This window comes from Rhodococcus sp. IEGM 1306, from assembly GCF_036541985.1.
Taxonomy (GTDB): Bacteria; Actinomycetota; Actinomycetes; order Mycobacteriales; family Mycobacteriaceae; genus Rhodococcus_F; species Rhodococcus_F qingshengii.
Map to the genome: position 1 here is coordinate 1 of NZ_JAZHFF010000016.1, position 17,975 is coordinate 17,975.

Annotated in this window: 19 protein-coding genes; 18 read left to right on the forward strand and 1 reads right to left on the reverse strand. The window is 62.6% G+C overall.

Annotation, left to right across the window (positions count from 1 at the left end):
- Positions 1 to 364 precede the first annotated feature (364 nt).
- The 12 genes from amt (at position 365) to V3587_RS28155 (ending at position 11,024) form a co-directional block, all read left to right on the forward strand.
- A complete protein-coding gene (gene amt / locus V3587_RS28100; protein ID WP_283377546.1) occupies positions 365 to 2,044 on the forward strand; it encodes an ammonium transporter in 1,680 nt (559 codons plus the stop codon).
- 51 nt (positions 2,045 to 2,095) lie between these two features.
- On the forward strand, positions 2,096 to 2,398 hold the full coding sequence (locus tag V3587_RS28105; protein ID WP_007731718.1) for an urease subunit gamma: 303 nt from the start codon (positions 2,096 to 2,098) through the stop codon (positions 2,396 to 2,398).
- 29 nt (positions 2,399 to 2,427) lie between these two features.
- Positions 2,428 to 2,865 (forward strand): urease subunit beta, encoded by a 438-nt coding sequence (locus V3587_RS28110; RefSeq protein ID WP_003943812.1) that lies wholly within the window; start codon positions 2,428 to 2,430, stop codon positions 2,863 to 2,865.
- 35 nt (positions 2,866 to 2,900) lie between these two features.
- Positions 2,901 to 4,619, forward strand: a complete 1,719-nt coding sequence (locus V3587_RS28115) for an urease subunit alpha (RefSeq protein ID WP_003943847.1) — start codon at positions 2,901 to 2,903, stop codon at positions 4,617 to 4,619.
- A gap of 9 nt (positions 4,620 to 4,628) precedes the next feature.
- Complete coding sequence (gene ureE / locus V3587_RS28120) at positions 4,629 to 5,276, forward strand: urease accessory protein UreE (protein ID WP_050655600.1); 648 nt, start codon at positions 4,629 to 4,631, stop codon at positions 5,274 to 5,276.
- A complete protein-coding gene (locus tag V3587_RS28125; protein ID WP_047271507.1) occupies positions 5,260 to 5,973 on the forward strand; it encodes an urease accessory protein UreF in 714 nt (237 codons plus the stop codon). Before ureE ends, V3587_RS28125 begins: the two co-directional genes overlap by 17 nt.
- Positions 5,974 to 5,983: 10 nt before the next feature.
- Positions 5,984 to 6,625 carry an urease accessory protein UreG gene (gene ureG, locus V3587_RS28130; protein ID WP_283377547.1) on the forward strand — a complete coding sequence of 214 codons (642 nt, stop codon included), beginning with the start codon at positions 5,984 to 5,986 and terminating at the stop codon, positions 6,623 to 6,625.
- Positions 6,622 to 7,569 (forward strand): urease accessory protein UreD, encoded by a 948-nt coding sequence (locus tag V3587_RS28135; RefSeq protein WP_058038192.1) that lies wholly within the window; start codon positions 6,622 to 6,624, stop codon positions 7,567 to 7,569. The genes ureG and V3587_RS28135 overlap by 4 nt, the downstream gene beginning before the upstream one ends.
- 34 nt (positions 7,570 to 7,603) lie before the next feature.
- Positions 7,604 to 8,647, forward strand: coding sequence for an urea transporter (gene yut / locus V3587_RS28140; RefSeq protein WP_064687971.1), 1,044 nt, complete (start codon positions 7,604 to 7,606; stop codon positions 8,645 to 8,647).
- A gap of 104 nt (positions 8,648 to 8,751) precedes the next feature.
- Complete coding sequence (locus V3587_RS28145) at positions 8,752 to 9,273, forward strand: gluconokinase (protein ID WP_030535782.1); 522 nt, start codon at positions 8,752 to 8,754, stop codon at positions 9,271 to 9,273.
- Entirely contained in the window at positions 9,270 to 10,052 is a 783-nt protein-coding gene (locus V3587_RS28150) for an SDR family oxidoreductase (RefSeq protein ID WP_064687970.1), read from the forward strand. The genes V3587_RS28145 and V3587_RS28150 overlap by 4 nt, the downstream gene beginning before the upstream one ends.
- A gap of 45 nt (positions 10,053 to 10,097) precedes the next feature.
- Positions 10,098 to 11,024, forward strand: coding sequence for a D-isomer specific 2-hydroxyacid dehydrogenase family protein (locus V3587_RS28155; RefSeq protein WP_007731707.1), 927 nt, complete (start codon positions 10,098 to 10,100; stop codon positions 11,022 to 11,024).
- Here V3587_RS28155 and nac read toward each other — a convergent pair.
- Positions 11,018 to 11,941 carry a nitrogen assimilation transcriptional regulator NAC gene (nac, locus tag V3587_RS28160; RefSeq protein WP_030535780.1) on the reverse strand — a complete coding sequence of 308 codons (924 nt, stop codon included), beginning with the start codon at positions 11,939 to 11,941 and terminating at the stop codon, positions 11,018 to 11,020. The genes V3587_RS28155 and nac overlap by 7 nt on opposite strands.
- A gap of 191 nt (positions 11,942 to 12,132) precedes the next feature.
- Between nac and V3587_RS28165 the strand changes: the two genes are divergently transcribed.
- From V3587_RS28165 to V3587_RS28190, 6 genes are all read left to right on the forward strand, one after another.
- Positions 12,133 to 12,936, forward strand: coding sequence for a LamB/YcsF family protein (locus V3587_RS28165; protein ID WP_007731705.1), 804 nt, complete (start codon positions 12,133 to 12,135; stop codon positions 12,934 to 12,936).
- Positions 12,933 to 13,640 (forward strand): 5-oxoprolinase subunit B family protein, encoded by a 708-nt coding sequence (locus V3587_RS28170; protein WP_244993216.1) that lies wholly within the window; start codon positions 12,933 to 12,935, stop codon positions 13,638 to 13,640. Before V3587_RS28165 ends, V3587_RS28170 begins: the two co-directional genes overlap by 4 nt.
- Positions 13,633 to 14,706 (forward strand): biotin-dependent carboxyltransferase family protein, encoded by a 1,074-nt coding sequence (locus V3587_RS28175; RefSeq protein ID WP_007731701.1) that lies wholly within the window; start codon positions 13,633 to 13,635, stop codon positions 14,704 to 14,706. The genes V3587_RS28170 and V3587_RS28175 overlap by 8 nt, the downstream gene beginning before the upstream one ends.
- A complete protein-coding gene (locus V3587_RS28180) occupies positions 14,703 to 16,037 on the forward strand; it encodes an MFS transporter (protein ID WP_283377548.1) in 1,335 nt (444 codons plus the stop codon). The genes V3587_RS28175 and V3587_RS28180 overlap by 4 nt, the downstream gene beginning before the upstream one ends.
- A gap of 95 nt (positions 16,038 to 16,132) precedes the next feature.
- A complete protein-coding gene (locus tag V3587_RS28185) occupies positions 16,133 to 16,888 on the forward strand; it encodes an SDR family oxidoreductase (protein WP_007731698.1) in 756 nt (251 codons plus the stop codon).
- Between the two features lie 11 nt (positions 16,889 to 16,899).
- The gene (locus V3587_RS28190) at positions 16,900 to 17,943 is read left to right on the forward strand and encodes an L-idonate 5-dehydrogenase (protein WP_030535776.1); all 1,044 of its coding nucleotides are present in this window, start codon (positions 16,900 to 16,902) and stop codon (positions 17,941 to 17,943) included.
- The last annotated feature ends 32 nt before the right edge of the window (positions 17,944 to 17,975 follow it).

Here is a 17,975-nt window from a genome sequence, read left to right on the forward strand (position 1 = left end):
CGTACGCGGGGAGAAACCATGGCCACAAAATGCGCCATAAATGGCCGCCAGTGGGGAGCTTACGATGGCCGTCGACACTCACCTGCGGCTACGTTCCCCATTTTGCAAGATTTAAACCACTTTCGGCGAGAATTAGTCCCGCAATTGTAGGTTGTGGAGCGTCCGCAATGTTTAGGCAAAGTCCCATCTTTTCCCAGAACAATGCTCTACTAAACGTGAAAACCGGATGTTCCCCCGATTTTGCTGAGAAGGTGCAACTATGGGGCGTAGCGTAACTGTCGCAGCGAACCGGAACATCGCGAATTGCTGCTCTAACCAATGACTTTGTTCAGGTCCGAATAATGCTCGGAGGTCGTCGATGTCGATGGAAATGGTGTTAGTCGAAGCAGTGATAGACAGTGGGGACACGGCGTGGGTGCTGATCTCCGCGGGTCTGGTTCTCTTCATGGTTCCCGGACTCGCCTTCTTCTACGCCGGTCTGGTGCGTGGTAGCAGTGCGCTCGTCATGTTGCAGCAGAACCTCGTCCCACTCGGACTCGTCTCGATTACCTGGGTCGTGTTCGGATACAGCTTCGCGTTCAGTGGAGACTGGGGTTCCGGCTTCCTCGGTGACCTCAAATTGTTCGGCTTGCAGGACATACACACTGCCGCCGCCCCGGGCTTCCACCTGATCGAAGGTGCAGTCGCGGTACCGACTCTGGCGTTCGTGGTCTATCAGATGATGTTCGCGATCATCACGCCTGCGCTGATCACCGGTGCGACCGCAAACCGGCTCAAGCCCTTGGGCTGGGCCGTTCTGCTCGTGCTGTGGTCGATCATCGTCTACCCCCCGATTGCGCACTGGCTCTTCAATCCCGAAGGCTGGTTGGCGCTCCGCGGAGCTCAGGACTGGGCCGGCGGAATTGTCGTCCACGCATCCGCCGGCGCCGCCGCCCTGGCAATCTTGCTGGTGGTAGGTAAACGTCCGGGATGGCCCAACGCCGAGGCAGTCCCGCACTCGGTGCCTCTGGCGTTGATCGGCGCAGGCATCCTGTGGTTCGGCTGGTTCGGATTCAACGCGGGCGACGGATTGGCTGCCGATGGTGTTGCGGCACAGGCCTTGATGAACACTCACATCGCCGCAGCGGGCGGTATGGTCGTCTGGCTCGTCATCGAAAGGTACACCGAGGGCAAGGCCACGGCGATCGGCGGAATCACCGGCGCGGTAGCCGGTCTCGCGACCGTCACCCCTTGCGCCGGCTTCGTCAGCACCTTCTCCGCGTTGGCGATCGGCGCGCTTGCCGGACTGGTCTGCCACTTCGCGCTCGCGCTCAAGTCGATCTTCAAGTTCGACGACGCGCTCGACGTCATCGCGGTCCACTTCATCGGCGGCATCCTCGGTTCACTCCTTCTCGGTTTGTTCGGCGAAAAAGCCATCAATTCGATCGGCCGCGACGGACTCTTCTTCGGCGGCGGGGCAGGACTACTCGGCGAGCAGGCGCTGGCGTTGATCGTCGTCATCGCTTTCTCGTTCGTGGTGACCTGGCTGATCGCCACGGGCATCGAGAAGACCATCGGTCTCAAGCTGGCCCCAAAAGACCAGGTGGACATCGACCGTCGTCAGCAAGGCATGGACGCATACCGCTACAACGCCGCATTCGTCGACGCAGGTGGTGCGCCGCAGACCAGCGGGTTCGACTCGGGGGTCCTGGTCGAGGGGGCAAAACTTGTTCCGAACCTCGGCGCCCCGAAGCACGAACTCATCACCGCGGTATTGCAGACCATCGAGTCCGAGAAGCTACGGGAGGCGCTGCTGGCCGCCGGAGCGGAGTCGATAGTCGTATCGGAAGCGCATGTCTCCGCGAGTGACTCGGCCTCGCTCAAGTTCCGCGGACAACGCAACGACGTCGTGTTCACCGAGCGGTTGCGTGTCGAGGTGCTGGTCGCCTCGGAACATGCACAGGCGGTTCTGGACGCGATCAACGAGTACTCGGGCGGCAGGAGGAGCGGTTTCGTCCAGCAAGCGGCCGAACCTCTCACCGAAGCGACGGAACAGGGGAGCTGACATGTATTCGACGACAGGGAGTTACCGCATGATCGACAAGGAGCGTTCAGAATGCATCTGACACCGCGAGAACTCGACAAGCTGACAATCCTCATGTTGGCGGATGTCGCACTGAGGCGAAAGGCAAAGGGGCTCAAACTCAATCACCCGGAGTCCGTCGCAGTTATCACTGCAGCCGCCCTGGAGGGAGCTCGGGAGGGCAAGACTCTCGAGGAGGTCATGGCCGACGCATCGCACGCCTTGACGGTCGACGACGTGATGGACGGTGTCGCGGAGATGATTCCACGTGTGCAGGTCGAGGCGGTGTTCCTCGACGGTAGCCGGCTCGTCACCGTGCACTCTCCGATCCAGTAGCCCGACCGAGATGTCAGGAGCACTCCAAGATGGCAAGCAAATCGACGAAGAAGGATTCCGGCGGCGAGAAGAAGGTGCCGGTCGGCGGATACGTGTTGCGGGACGAGCCGATCGAACTCAACGAGGGCCGTCCACGTTTGAAGTTGCGAGTCCGAAACACCGGTGACCGTCCCATCCAGGTGGGTTCGCACTACCACTTCATGGAAGTCAATCGCGCGTTGTCCTTCGATCGTGAACAGTCCTTCGGCTGGCGCCTCGACATTCCCGCGGGCACGGCGGTCAGGTTCGAGCCGGGCGACGAGAAGGAAGTGACGTTGGTGCCGTTCGGCGGCAAGCAACGAGTGCAAGGCTTCAACGGACTTGTCGACGGTTGGGCGCCGACCCACGCCGCCTACCGGCCTCGGCTTCCCGGAGCCGTCCAGCGTGCCGAAGAACTCGGCTTTCTGTCCGAACCTCAAACCGACTGATTCTCGTTCACGGCGGACGAAGGAGAGCAACACCCATGACAAGCATTTCGAGACAAGAGTATTCGGGTCTGTTCGGGGTCACCACGGGTGACCAGATCAGACTGGGCAATACCGACCTGTACATCGAGGTCGAGGAAGATCTTCGAACGATCGGCGACGAGTCGATCTACGGCGGCGGCAAGACGCTGCGCGACGGCATGGGCCAGGATCCGGAGTCATGCAGCATCGACGGTGCCCTCGACCTCGTGATCACCAACGTGGTCATCGTCGATGCAACCATCGGCGTCGTCAAGGCAGACGTGGGAATCAAGGACGGCAAGATCGTTGGCTGGGGCAAGGCGGGAAACTCCAGCACGATGGAAGGTGTCACCCCGGGGCTGACCACCGGTCCGGCGACCGACGCGATTTCCGGTGAGCAGATGATCCTCACTGCCGCCGGCATCGATCCACACGTTCACCTCGTGTCACCACAGCAGGCGTACCACGCACTCAGTGGGGGAGTGACGACGCTGATCGGTGGTGGTATCGGCCCGACCGACGGAACCAACGGCACCACCATCACTTCCGGTATCTGGAACATGGAGATGATGCTCAAGGCCAACGAGGGTTTGCCGGTCAACGTCTGCATGTTGGGCAAGGGGAACTCGTCCGGGCATCAGTCGCTGGTCGAACAGATCAAGGCCGGTGCGGCCGGTCTGAAGGTCCACGAGGACTGGGGCGCGACACCGGCCACAATTCGTGAGTCTCTGCGGGTGGCAGACGAAATGGACGTTCAGGTCGCCATTCACACGGATACCCTCAACGAGGCCGGATACGTCGAGGACACCATCGCGGCCTTCGAAGGCCGTACGATTCACACCTATCACAGCGAGGGTGCGGGCGGCGGTCACGCACCCGACATCCTGCGAGTGACGGGCGAGGACAACGTACTTCCGGCGTCGACCAATCCGACGTTGCCGTACGGCATCAACACTCAGGCCGAGCTCTTCGACATGATCATGGTCTGTCACAACCTCAATCCCAAAGTGCCCTCGGATGTTTCGTTTGCCGAGTCCCGCGTTCGCGCCGAGACGATCGGTGCCGAGAACGTACTGCAGGACATGGGCGTCATCTCGATGTTCTCGAGTGACTCACAGGCGATGGGCCGGGTTGGAGAAAACTGGCTACGCGCGATCCAAACAGCGGACTGCATGAAGCGGTCCCGCGGAAAGCTGCCCGAGGATTCACCGACGCACGACAACTTCCGCGTGTTGCGCTACGTCGCGAAGGTCACGATCAATCCCGCGTTGACGTTTGGTCTTTCGCATGTGGTCGGGTCGATCGGTGTCGGGAAGATGGCGGATCTTGTTCTCTGGGAGCCCGCATTTTTCGGTGCGAAGCCGAAGACGATCATCAAGAACGGTCTGATCAGTTGGCATGCCATGGGAGATCCGAATGCTTCACTCCCGACACCACAACCGGTGATCTACCGGCCGATGTTCGGTGGATTCGGCAAGGCGTTGCCGCAGAGTTCGGTCTCGTTCGTCTCGCGAGCGGCACTCGACGACGGCATCAAGGACCGGCTCGGTCTCGAACGTCAGGTTGTTGCTGTCGAGGGGACCAGAACAGTCACCAAGCGTGATCTGGTTCGCAACTCGGCCACTCCGGAAATCAAGGTGGACCCGGAGACCTTCGCGGTGACTGCGGACGGCGTCCACGCATACGTCGAACCTGCCGAATCCATTCGCTTGAACCAACTTTACTTCTTCAGTTAGGGGTCTCCAGTGTCGGGAACAATCACACACACGCACGGCGCCGATGCGACGCCACACACGCACGGCGAGATGACCGCGCCGAGCGGAAAGCCGACGCGAGTCGACGCGCTGCTCGGGAAGGAGACCGACGAGGAGTGGGCCGGTCGACTCGACAATGCGGTAGTCGACGTCTTGTCGCTCGATCAGTGGGAAGCGCAGAAGAGTCGGTTACGACGCACCACGATCGGTGGCCGTGAATTGGCCGTCTCGCTCGATCGGGGTATTCAGTTGCAGGACGGCGACATTCTGCTGTGGGACGAGCAGGCGAACACCGTCGTCGTGGCGAGGATCAACCTCAAGGACGTGTTGGAGATCGACCTGAGCGCACTGGTCGAGGTGACGCCCGAGAAGATGATTCAGACGTGCTTGGAGTTGGGACATGCCGTGGGTAACCAGCACTGGCCTGCGGTGGTGAAGGGAATGAAGGTCTACGTTCCGTTGACGGTCGACAAGGCGGTCATGGGCTCGGTGATGCGGACACATGCTTTCGAGGGCATCGAGTACACCTTCATCCCGGGCGCCGAGGTAATTCCCTACATCGCTCCACACGAGGCACGCCGTTTGTTCGGTGCGGCCGCGCGTGAGGGCGAGGGGCATACCCATGACCCTCTCGTCTGAGGGATCCGGGCTCAGCATCAACCGCGCGATGCGGATGATGCAGTTTTCCGATTCCATGTTCCCGGTCGGTTCCTTCTCGTTCTCCAACGGTTTGGAATCGGCCGTGGCGCAGGGAATTGTCACGGGTGGTCCGTCGCTGCGGGAGTTTGTGCTCTCGGCCGCCCATCAGGGCGCGACGTGCGACGGTATCGCCGTACTCGCGGCGCACCGGGGTGCGGCAGCCGGTGATTTCTCGGCGATCCTCGCCGCTGATCATGCAGTGATCGAACGCAAACTCAACGAAGAAGCACGCACGATGAGTACCCGCATGGGTAAGAAGTTGGCCGAACTCGGCGGGCGCTTGGCCGGTGAGACCCTGTTCAACAAGTGGTTGGCCGCGATCGCATCGGGGGAGACGCCGGGTACCTACCCCGTCGGCCTCGGAATTGCTTTCGCGGAGATGGGTTCTCCGGAAGAGGACGCTTTCACGGTCAATCAGTACGGTGTCGCGATGACGTTGCTCGGCGCTGCCCTTCGTATCGTCCGAGTCGATCACCTCACGACGCAAGAGATTCTGTTCGAGGTCAATCAGAGCGCCGGCCGTGAGTACGCCGCAGTGCGTGACTACGGACTCGACGACATGTCCAATTTCGCCCCGATGATCGACATTCTGGCTGCGGTTCACGTCAAGGCGCACGTCCGAATGTTCATGAACTAGAAGGAGAACGATGAAGAAGACAACGCGCATCGGAATCGGCGGACCCGTGGGTTCGGGTAAGACCGCACTCATCGAGGCGATCACGCCGGAGTTCATCAAGCGGGGCACCAGCGTTCTGATCATCACCAATGACGTGGTCACCACCGAAGATGCCAAGCATGTGCGCAAGGCTCTCAAAGGTGTTCTCGTGGAGGAACGTATCGTCGGCGTGGAGACGGGAGCCTGCCCACACACCGCCGTCCGCGAAGACCCGAGTATGAATCTCGCGGCGGTCGAGGACATGGAGAAGACGTTCCCGGACACCGACGTGGTGTTCATCGAAAGTGGTGGCGACAACCTCACACTGACGTTCAGTCCAGCTCTGGTCGACTTCTTCATCTACGTCATCGACGTAGCCGCAGGCGACAAGATTCCGCGCAAGAACGGTCCGGGAATCTCGCTTTCCGACATCCTGGTCATCAACAAGACCGATCTCGCACCGTACGTCAACGCCGATCTCGGAGTCATGGATCGCGACTCCAAGGGGATGCGCGGCGACAAGCCGTTCGTCTTCACCAATTGCATGACCGGGGAAGGCATCAAGGAAGTGGTGGACCTCATCGTGCACGGAGTCCTCTTCGACGAAGAGGAAGTGGGAGCGAGCGCACCGTGAGCGCAACGTCCGTCCCGGGAGCATCGCGGTCGCTCCCGGGGCCGATCCCGACCATCCCGGAACTCGACCAGTACCAGGACCAGCCGAAGCAGGCCCCGGCCGGCAAGGTCGGGAAGACCGGCGTTCTCGAGATGCGATTTGTCGACCGTGGCGACAAGACGATTCTGCGGGACATGTACCGCAAGACACCGCTGCTCGTTCAGCAGGCGCTGTACTGGGACGAAGCGTTGCCGACCATGCCGTGCGTCTACATGATCTCGACGTCCGGCAGTGTGTTGCAAGGCGATCGACTGTTCCTGACCATCGAAATGGAGCCAGGTTCCCTTGCACACGTGACCACCCAGTCGGCTACCAAAGTCCACCGGATGGATGCCAATCACGCGTCACAACTCCAGAAAGTGGTGCTGGCCGAGAATTCGTATCTCGAACTGATGCCGGGAGTGACGATCCCACACCGCAGCGCGAGGTACTACGCGCGCACCGACATCACGGTGGATCCGACTGCAACGCTGTTGTTCTCGGAGATCGTGATGCCGGGTCGCAAGTACCACGACGGCGGAGAGATGTTCGTCTACGACCTGTACTCCACCTTGATCAAGGCGAAGCGCCCGGACGGGAAGAATCTCTTCACCGAGAAGTTGGTGATCGAACCGGCACGCTTCCCCGTGCGATACGGCGGAATCATGGGCGACCACGACGTCTTCGGCAATGTCATCCTACTGACACCGAAGGAGCACGCAGACGCCATTCTCGAGGAGATAGTTCCGGGCCGTGACGGCAAGGTCGTCTCCGGGGCGAGCCGGCTACCGAACGACGCCGGTCTCATCTTCAAAGTCCTCGGTCCGGAGAGCGAACCCGTCAAGGCGAAGGTCCGTGATTTCTGGTCTCTGGTACGAAAGGCAGTTCTGGACACCACCATTCCGCCCGTCCCGCTGTGGGGATGACGCGGATCGTCGGAGAAGGATCGAGGGACGTGCGATGACCACCATCACCAAACCCTGGGACGACGTCGCGGACAAGAACGTCGTGCTCAGATTCATCGACACCAATCTCAAAGGCTCCGGGCAGGTGATGTTCCAGGGCAATGCGCTGACGGGCCTGCTGTTTCTGGTCGGTATCTTCTGGGGAGCGATAGCCGCGGACACGATCACCGTCGCAATTGGTGCCGTGGTGGGTCTGGTGGTATCCACCGTCACCGGCATGATGCTGCACTCCGACGACGATTCGATGCGTATCGGCCTGTACGGATACAACGGAGTTCTTGTGGGAGCTGCCTTTCCGACGTTCCTTGCCGGCGGTGTGATGCTGTGGATCTACCTCGTGGTGGGAGCTGCCGCGTCGACGATCGCGTTCCTGGCCGTTGCCAATGTCTTCAAGACGTGGGGCGTACCGGCGCTGACCTTTCCGTTCAACCTCGTCAACTGGTTCTTCCTCCTCGCGGCGTTCCAGTTCCTGCGGATCGAAACGTCGGACCTCAGCGCCGGCCAGTTTCCCCAGCACATCGGGGACGCGTCGGTTCATGCCGACATCACTTTCAACTTCCTGTGGGACACGCTGTTTCGCAACGTCTCCCAGATCTTTCTGATCAACAACACTGTCACCGGCATTATCTTCGTGATCGCGCTGCTGGTCGCGTCGCGTTGGGCGGCGTTGTTCGCGCTCATCGGTTCCGCGATAGCGATGGGTTCGGTACTGGCGCTGGGCGCAAACACCGTCGACATCGGCAATGGTCTCTACGGGCTCAGTTCGGTGCTGACGGCAATTGCTCTCGGATCGGTGTTCTACAACCCGTCGTGGCGTGTGTTCGTCTACACCGTCTTCGGAGTACTGGTGACTGTTGTCATCCACGGCACGCTGGTGTCTGCCTTTGCTCCGATCAGCCTGCCGGCCGGAACGGGCCCGTTCGTCTTCGCGACGTGGCTGTTCCTGCTGCCGAAGAAGAAGTTCGTTCCCATCCAGCACGACACCATCGAGGGTGGAGCGGCCGAGGGCAAGGATTCGATCGCAAAGGCGAACGGATAGGGCTCGAACGGGCAGAAGTTCCTAGATCGTTCCGCTATGGCACCCTCGCGAACCGGTATCACTCGAGTATTGTCTGGCCTTCGGTAGTCGGGCATGGTCGAAGCATGACCGTGCAGGTAGTTGTGATGGGTGTGGCCGGTGCTGGAAAAAGCACCGTGGCAGTGGGTCTCGCCACGTCTCTCGGGGCAGACTTCGTCGACGGTGACGATCTGCACCCCGAGTCCAATGTCGCCAAAATGCGTTCGGGGACACCGTTGACCGACGAAGACCGTGTGCCGTGGCTCGACGCGATCGCGGCCTGGCTTTCCGAGCGTGCCGATGCGGGACGAACAGGCGTCGTTGCCTGTTCGGCTCTGCGAAAGGACTATCGGGGCCGGTTGCGCCCGGACGGTCTCGACGTGCAGTTCGTCCACCTGGCCGGTGATTTCGAGACTATCTCCGCACGTATGCGTTTCCGCGCCGGGCACTTCATGCCGGAGAGTCTGCTCATCTCCCAGTTCGAGGCTCTCGAACCGCTTACAGACGACGAGCGCGGCATCACGCTGAATGTCGTCTCCGAACCGAGCACACTGGTGGGCGAGGCAGTCGACTACATCCATACATCTCAGAGGAGCGTCACAGCGTGAGTAGCACCGCAAGCCCCGGCCCGTTCGACATATCCGGGAAGGTCGCGCTGGTGACGGGTTCGAGCCGAGGCATCGGCTCGGCCCTCGCGACTGGTCTCGCCGAGGCGGGTGCGGTGGTGGTGCTCAACAGCCGAAATTCCGACGTGCTCGAAGCCGAGGGTCGACGCATCGCCGACGCGACCGGCGCAACGGTGCACGCATACGCGTTCGACGTCACCGATTCGGCCGCCGTCCGGGATGCGGCGACACGCATCGAGGCGGAGGTCGGCCCGGTCGAGATCGTTGTCAACAACACCGGCGTGCAGCACCGCGCCCCGCTTCTCGAGTTCGGCGACGACGACTTCCGGCGTGTCATGGACACCAACCTGACCAGTGCGTTCTACGTCGGACGTGAATTCGCCCGCGGCATGGTCGAGCGCGGACACGGGAAGATCGTCAACATCTGCTCGGTGCAGAGCGAACTCGGCCGAGCGGGAATCGCACCGTACGCGGCCAGCAAGGGCGGGCTCAAGATGCTCACCCGCGGAATGTGCGCCGACTGGGCACCCTTCGGTTTGCAGATCAACGCGATCGCACCGGGATACTTCGACACCGAACTGACCTCTGCGCTGGTCAACGATCCGGAGTTCACCGCGTGGCTTGCCAAGCGGACACCCGCCGGACGTTGGGGCCGTACCGAGGAGCTGATCGGGTCGCTACTGTTCTTGGCCTCCCCGGCTTCGGATTTCGTCAACGGTCAGATCCTCTACGTCGACGGCGGAATGACGGCCGTCGTCTGATTGTCCGCTGTTAGATCGTCCGCTACTCGAACAGAAAGCACCCACATGACAGACGCCAGCGCCCCTCGCATCCACCTCGGTCCCGTCGAGGATCCTCACGTCGCCGACGGAATACGCCGAGCCGGTGGAGTTCTCGTTCCACTGGCAGACGCCGAGGGCGTCGTGTGGGTACACGGGCCGGAGACGTTCCCGTCGTCGCTACCCGATTCGGTTCGCTGGGTGCAGTTGCCGTTCGCCGGCATCGAGCCCTGGTTCGACGCCGGGGTGATCGACGACAAGCGGGTCTGGACGTCTGCTGCCGGAGCGTACGCGGGCAATGTTGCCGAACATACGATGATGCTTCTCCTCGCCGGAGTTCGTTCTCTCCCTGAACAATTGGCGGCGCAGTCGTGGCGCAAGGAAGAGTTCGACCCGCGGGTGGGCACTTTGCAGGGCTCGACAGTGGCGATCATCGGTTGCGGCGGAATCGGCCGTGCGTTGATCCCGTACCTCGCCGCGTCCAAAGTCAAGGTCATCGCGATCACCCGCTCCGGGACCCCTGTCGAGGGTGCTTCCGAAACGCTCTCGGCCGACCGCACCGGCGAAATCTGGTCCAAGGCAGATCACTTCGTGATCGCAGCACCGTCGACATCCGCGACGCGGCATCTGGTCGGCAAGGCCGAACTGGACCAGATGTCGGAGTCGAGCTGGATCGTGAACATCGCGCGTGGCACCCTCGTCGACACGGACGCATTGGTCGACGCACTGGAAGCCGGTTCGATTGGCGGGGCGGCACTGGACGTCACCGATCCCGAGCCGTTGCCGGACGGGCATCGGTTGTGGAAGCTGCCCAACGCGATCATCACTCCACACGTCGCCAACCCGGCTACGACGCTCACCCGCGTCCTGGCAGATCACGTTGCAGCCAACGTCGCCCGATTCGCCGCAGGTGAGGACCTCGCCGCCGTGATCGATCCGTCGGCGGGCTACTGACCGCTCGCGTTGGTTCCCTTCACGTAATCGGCAACGACGGTGCGCAGAACATCGCGCACCGCCTCGGCCGGTTTGGAGAGGGGCTGATTGGCCGGGGTGCCAAGGGAGACATGCACTTCGATGCCCGGCTCGATGCGTCGTAGCTCGAGCGCTTCGACGTCCATGACCCTGCGGGCCACCGACCACGGCAGAACCGTCGCGCCCAATCCGGTGCGTACGGCCTCGGACAGCGTCATCACCGATTCCACTTCGGCCACGACGTTCGGTTGCTGCTCTGCACGGTCGAAAGCCTGCTCCACCACCTTGCGGATGGTGTGCATCCGACCCGGAAGCAATAGTGGCAGTTCGGCGATCTCGGGCAGGGAGATGTCGGATCCCGATTCGCCTGCCAGTCCGGTACCGAACGGCGCAACCACCACCAGCTCCTCGGTGAGCAAGCGTTCGAACGTCACACCCTTGATCGGGCCGGCGTCGTACAACAACGCCAGATCCATGCGACCGGTCATCATCGCTTCGCTGAGCACGCCACCGAAGTTCTCGTTGATGTGCAACAAGATATTCGGGTGCTGCTCGCGCACACGGGCCAAGAGCGGCAAGGCGATTGCCGTCGCGGTGCTGTACGGGGCGAGGCCGACCGAGACGCCACCCGCCAGCGCCCGTCCGACCACGGACACCTCGGCCTGGGCACTCTCCACCTGACGCAGAATCACCTGAGCATGCCGATAGAGTGCGTGCCCCGCATCGGTCGGCTCGACACCCTGTTTGCTGCGGATCAGAAGTTGCTGACCGAACTGCGTTTCCAGCGACGTCATCTGTTGGCTCAGGGCGGGTTGTGCGATGTGCAGGATGTCGGCGGCTCGGGTGATGCTGCCGGCATCGACAATTCGTACGAACGAGTAGAGCCTTCTCGTGTCCATGCTGTGCAAACTACCAGCTCAACGGACATATCGAATTCCGATCACCCCAACGCGAAACGGTATTAACAACCCTTTGGCGTTCCTGAGTAGCGTCCCAGAAACACCGAAGTCGACACACAGAACTTCGACAGTCGGACCAACCACGGGCAACGGCGCCCGTACGAACAAGTAAACGAACCGGAAGGACCGAAATGGCAACCAGCATCGATCTTGTCGCCGATCTCGGCGAAGGTTTCGGCACGTGGACCATGGGCGCCGACGATGCTCTGCTCGACACGCTGACTTCGGCCAACATCGCTTGCGGATTCCATGCAGGCGATCCACGAACCATGGATGCGACCGTGCGGGGGTGCGTATCGCGCGGTATCGGCATCGGCGCGCATCCGAGTTTTCCGGACCTCGCCGGATTCGGACGTCGCGCGATGGATCTCAGTGAGAACGAGGTCCGAACCGACGTGCTGTTCCAACTCGGCGCCCTTCACGCCTTTGCGGTCGCGAGCGGAACGTCGTTGTCGCACATCGCTCCCCACGGCAAGCTCGGGAATCTTGTTGCCGTACGCCAGGATTACGCGCGCGCCGTCGTCGATGCGGTCGCGGCCTTCGATCCGTCGTTGATCGTGCTCGCCCAGGACGGGGCGTTGGCCGACGAGGCGACTGCCCGCGGATTGAGCGTCGGCATCGTCGGAATCGCGGATCGCGCATACAACTCCGACGGAACTCTCGTGCCCCGCAGCGAGCCGGGAGCGGTGATTCACGACGTCGACGTTCTGGTCGAGCGGACCGTTCGGATGGTGGTCGAGGAAGTCGTCGAAGCTGTGGACGGCACGTTGATCCCGGTTGTCGCCGATACGGTCCTCGTGCACGGTGACAACCCCGGTGCCGTCGCGAACGCGAAGGCGATTCGCGCCGCGCTCGAGGCCGCCGGTGTCACCATTGCGCCGCTGACCCGGGTCGTGGCGTCACGGCGGGCCCGTGATGTCGGGTGTTCCGCGTGAAGACCTACGTCGCCGACTGCGGTGACGCCGCCGTTCGCGTCAGTGTCAGCGGCGGGACCGCCGAGCAGAACTGGAACACCGTTCGATCGATCGCTGCACGTTTCGATCTCGGTGCCGACGGCATCGTCAGCGTCATCCCGACATACGACGCCCTGCTGGTCGAGTTCGACAACCTCCTCACCGACCACGACGCCGTCCGCGGCCTGGTTCGCGAAGCAACGACTATCCCCCGACCGCTGGAAGGTGAACCTAGGACGTTCGAGATCCCCGTCGTCTACGGGGGCGAACACGGCCCGGACCTGGGTGATACAGCGCGGTTTCTCGGCGTCACCGAAGCCGAAGTGGTGCGCCTTCACTCCGCAGCCCCGTTGGTCATGCGTTGCTACGGCTCACCCGGCGGCGCCCCGATGCTCGACGGCCCGGCGTTCGGCCTTCCCATCCCGCGCCGATCGAGCCCGCGACCGCACGTCGCGGCCGGTTCCGTTGCGGTGGCCGGACGTCAGGCAGTCGTTTCGGCCAGGCCTGCGCCCGGCGGTTGGGCAGTGATCGGCCGGACCCCGCTCATCTTGGTCGATCCGGCGTCGGAGCAGATTTCTGCCTACCGCCCGGGCGATCTGTTCGTCTTCCGTGCGATCGACGCCGATCGCTGGGACGACTTCGACGGACGCTCGCTCCTGCCCTTAGGGGGTGATCCCCATGGCTGAGACCGTCACCGTCCTGACTCCCGGAATCAGCTCCGTCCAGGATTTGGGGCGTGGATCGGCGTCACAGTTCGGTCAGGCGACGGGCGGCGCAGCCGACCAGATCAGCGCGGAGATCGCCAACGCGTTGGTGGGTAGTAGGCGCGAGGCCCCGCTACTGGAGTTGACGGCCCTCGACTTTTCAGCGTCGGCGTCCACGGATCTGCTGATCGCCGTCACGGGTGCACCCGCAACAGTGACGGTGGACGGACATCGGCAACCGCAGTGGGAACCGATCGTCTGGCGAGCCGGTCAGCGGCTTGCCGTCACCGGAATTCACGACGGATTGCGCGTCTACGTCGCCGTCCACGGAGAGCTGACGGCCGACTACCTCCTGGGCAGCTGCGCTCCCGACCAGGTCCTCGGATTCGGCCGTCACTTGACCGCGGGGGAGACGCTGGTCGTCGACACCGACTGCCCGCCGATCGACCACCCGGTCTTCCGGCTACCGCTGTTCCGGTTGTTGCCCGACCGACCGTCCTTCGGCAACGTGTGGACGCTCGACGTGACCGACGGCCCCGACATCGACGACTTCGGGGAGAGTGCAGCCGCGCTGTTCGGCACCGAATTCGTGGTGGGCGATCAGAGCAATCACATCGGGCTTCGGCTGGCATCTACCGATGAGCAGCCGCTCCCACAGCGCACCGGCACCGGCGAGGTCCTCTCGCGCGGCGTCCCCATCGGCGCCGTCGAAGTACCCGCTGGCAACGAACTTCTGGTCCTGCATCGAGGTAGAGGCGTCACCGCCGGTTATCCGGTGCTGGCAGTCGTCACCACCGTTTCACTCTCACAGCTGGGACAGGCCCGACCCGGGCACCGCGTCCGATTCCGGAACTGCAGCGTCGCAACGGCGGTTGCAGAGCACCGCGAACAGCAGCACCGCATCGCCTTGCTGAGGCGGCGTGTGGAGAACGTATTCACCACCCTCCGGATACCTCTTCACACCTCGGAAGCCCGAGTACCGAGCCACGTCGGCACCACACGCCCCGCGAGCGCTCCGCGCCGCGCGTCTATTTTGGAGACAGCATGACCAACACCATCGAAGCGGTAGACGGCCAGGTAGCCGACCCGCGCAAGGTCCGGAAAGTCGTCGCAGCGGGCTGCGTCGGCATCTTCGTCGAGCTCTACGACAACGGTGTCTTCGCGTTCATGGCGACGGCACTGGCCATCGTGTTCTTCGACGTATCGAAGTCGAGCGACGCGCTGATGCTGGTGTTCGCCGGCTACGCGGTCTCGTTCTTCGTTCGGCCCCTCGGCGCGGTGGTCTGCGGCATCCTCGGCGACCGGATCGGTCGACAGAAGATGTTGGTGTTCGTCATCATGCTGATCAGCGTGGCGACCGCCGGTATCGGCTTGCTGCCCACCTACGCGGCCATCGGTATCGCGGCACCGGCACTGCTGATCTTTCTGCGGATCGTGCAGGGATTCTCCGTCGGTGGTGAAGCTGCCGGCGCCATGACGTTCCTCGCCGAACACGCCCCGGAAGGCAAGCGCGGCTTGATCACGAGCTACGCGCAGATCGCGTCGTTCCTCGCACTGCTGACCGGAACGATGATCGCGTTTGCCATGTCGCCGTGGCTCAACGCCGACGCGATCAACGGCGGCGGACTCGCATCGTGGGCGTGGCGCATCCCGTTCCTCATGGCCATTCCGATGGGAATCATCGGCTGGTACATCCGCCGCGCGACCTCCGATACCCCGAACTTCGAGCGGCTCAAGGAATCCGGCGGTTTGTCGCGCAATCCGCTCAAGGAAGCATTCTCCACTCCCGAACACCGTCGCGCCATGATCCTCGCCCTGTTCATCCCCTTGATGAATGGTTCCGGCTACTACGTTCTGTTCTCGTACATGCCCACGTTCCTCAAAGGCGATCAGATCGGATTCTCGACCGGGACAGCGCTTCTCGTCACCGCATCCAGCCTGGTCGCGATCTGCTTCGCGATTCCGTTCATGGGCGCTCTCTCCGACCGGATCGGTCGCAAGAAGGTCATCGCCGGTGCAGCTGCGGCAATGGCGATCGGAGCGATCCCCTGCTATGCCATGATCGTGACCGGCAACGTCGGCCTCGCCGTTCTCGGTGCCTGCCTCATGGCAGTGATCTTCGCCGGGCACACAGCCGTCATCCACATCCTGATCGTCGAACTGTTCCCCACGCGGGTTCGCTACTCCGCCTACGGTTTGGGTTACAACATCTCGTCCGCACTCTTCGGTGGTACCGCACCGTTGTTGATGACCTGGTTGATCCCCGAATTCGGTATCTACGTTCCCGCCTTCTACGCGGTCATCACTGCAATCGGCACGCTGATCGCGGTCAGCACCATCACCGATCGCGCCCACGTTCCGCTACGCGACACTCTGTGACTTCTCGCGTGAGTCACTCCTGATCCGGCCCGGTGGCCGCCTGCAGTCCGCGGCGGCCGCCGGGTCATACCAATTTCTTCCTGTAGGAGCACACAATGCCTTTCTCCGATTACCGCACAGCTCTCGTCACCGGCGCCAACACCGGAATGGGTGCCGCCGTCACCGAGATGTTCACCAAGCGCGGACTGACGGTCTACGGCGTCGCCCGCAATGCCGACAAGCTCGGTGAGGTTGCCGATCGCACCGGAATGATCCCTCTGCCCGTGGACATCACCGACACCGCCGCGCTCGCCGAAGCTGTCGGCGGACTGGAGATCGACATCCTCGTCAACAACGCGGGGGTGTCCGCAACCGGAAACATTCTCGACGCCGAAGAAGCATCGGTCGACGCGATGGTGGACGTGAATCTTCGTGCGGTGCTGCACCTGTGCCGCATTCTGCTGCCGGGAATGGTGGAGCGCGATCTAGGTCATGTCGTCAACATCAGCTCCATCGCCGGCCTGTACAACTTCTACGGCCACACCGCCTACCACGCGACCAAGGCTGCGGTGCACCAGATTTCGCGCCAGCTGCGAAACGACTGCATCGGCAAGCGGATTCGAGTGACCGAGATCTGCCCCGGCCGGGTCGAGACCGAGATCTTCGGTCGCAACCTCGGCGGCACGCCCGAAGCCATGAAGGAAGCGTGGGAGACCTTCTACGAAGGCTACGAATCCATCACTACCAAGGACATCGCGGATACCATCGAGTTCGCGATCGACGCCCCTGGCCACGTCAATCTTGGTCTCATCGAGGTGCTCCCCACCTTCCAGGTGCCCGGTGGCCTCGACTTCATCCGTCGCAACGACTGAGAGAGCGCATCATGAGTTTTGTACTACCGGAAACGACGCTCGGAGTGGTGGCCCATGCGGCAGGTGACCTGCGGGTCGAGCATGTTGCGTTGACTGCGCCGACCGCCGAGCAGGCAGTGATCGAGATCGCTTACGGCGGTGTGTGTGGATCAGATCTGCACTACTGGACGCACGGCGCGGCGGGGGAGTCGATTCTGAAGGCACCGATGCTGCTCGGTCACGAGGTGGTCGGCACGGTCGTGACGGCCGCGGCGGACGGAACGGGGCCGGCAGTTGGAACTTCCGTGGCCGTACACCCCGCAACGCCCGGTGGGACCGCGCCTCGGTTCCCGAGCGATCGGCCCAACCTCTCGCCCTGCTGCACATACCTGGGAAGTGCAGCGCAGTACCCACACACCGAGGGCGCCTTCGTGAAATACGCAGTGCTCCCGACACGCATGCTCCGGGAACTGCCCGAGGGGTTGGACCTGCGGACTGCGTCGGTAGCCGAACCGGCAAGCGTTGCCTGGCACGCTGTTTCGCGAGCGGGAGACGTACGCGGGAAGAAGGCGCTGGTCGTCGGCTGCGGACCCATCGGCGCACTGGTCGTGGCTGTGCTCAGACGAGCAGGCGCGCAGTCGATCACCGCGGTCGACGTGCACGACGTTCCGCTGCAGATCGCGTCGACGCTCGGTGCGGATCGGGTTCTCGAGGCCACCGACGCCGAGGCAGTCGCCGCATCCGATGCCGACGTGGTCGTCGAGTGCACCGGCAATCATCGCGGGCTCGAATCCGCTATTCGCGGGGCGACGCGCGGTGGACGGGTGGTCATGCTCGGGCTTCTTCCGTCCGGACCTCAACCGGTACACATTTCGCTGGCGATCACGCGAGAGTTGGAGTTGGTGGGCTCATTCCGCTTCAACGACGAAATCGACGAGGTGCTGCTCGCCCTCGCCGACGGTTCGCTTGCTGTCGATGCTGTTCTCACACACGAATATCCGGTCGAGGAAGCTCTGGAAGCTTTCGCAGTCGCCAAGGATGCTTCGGTGTCGGGGAAGGTGCTGTTGCGGTTCTGAGTCCTTCGACCCTGTGCGCCTTTATTAACCGC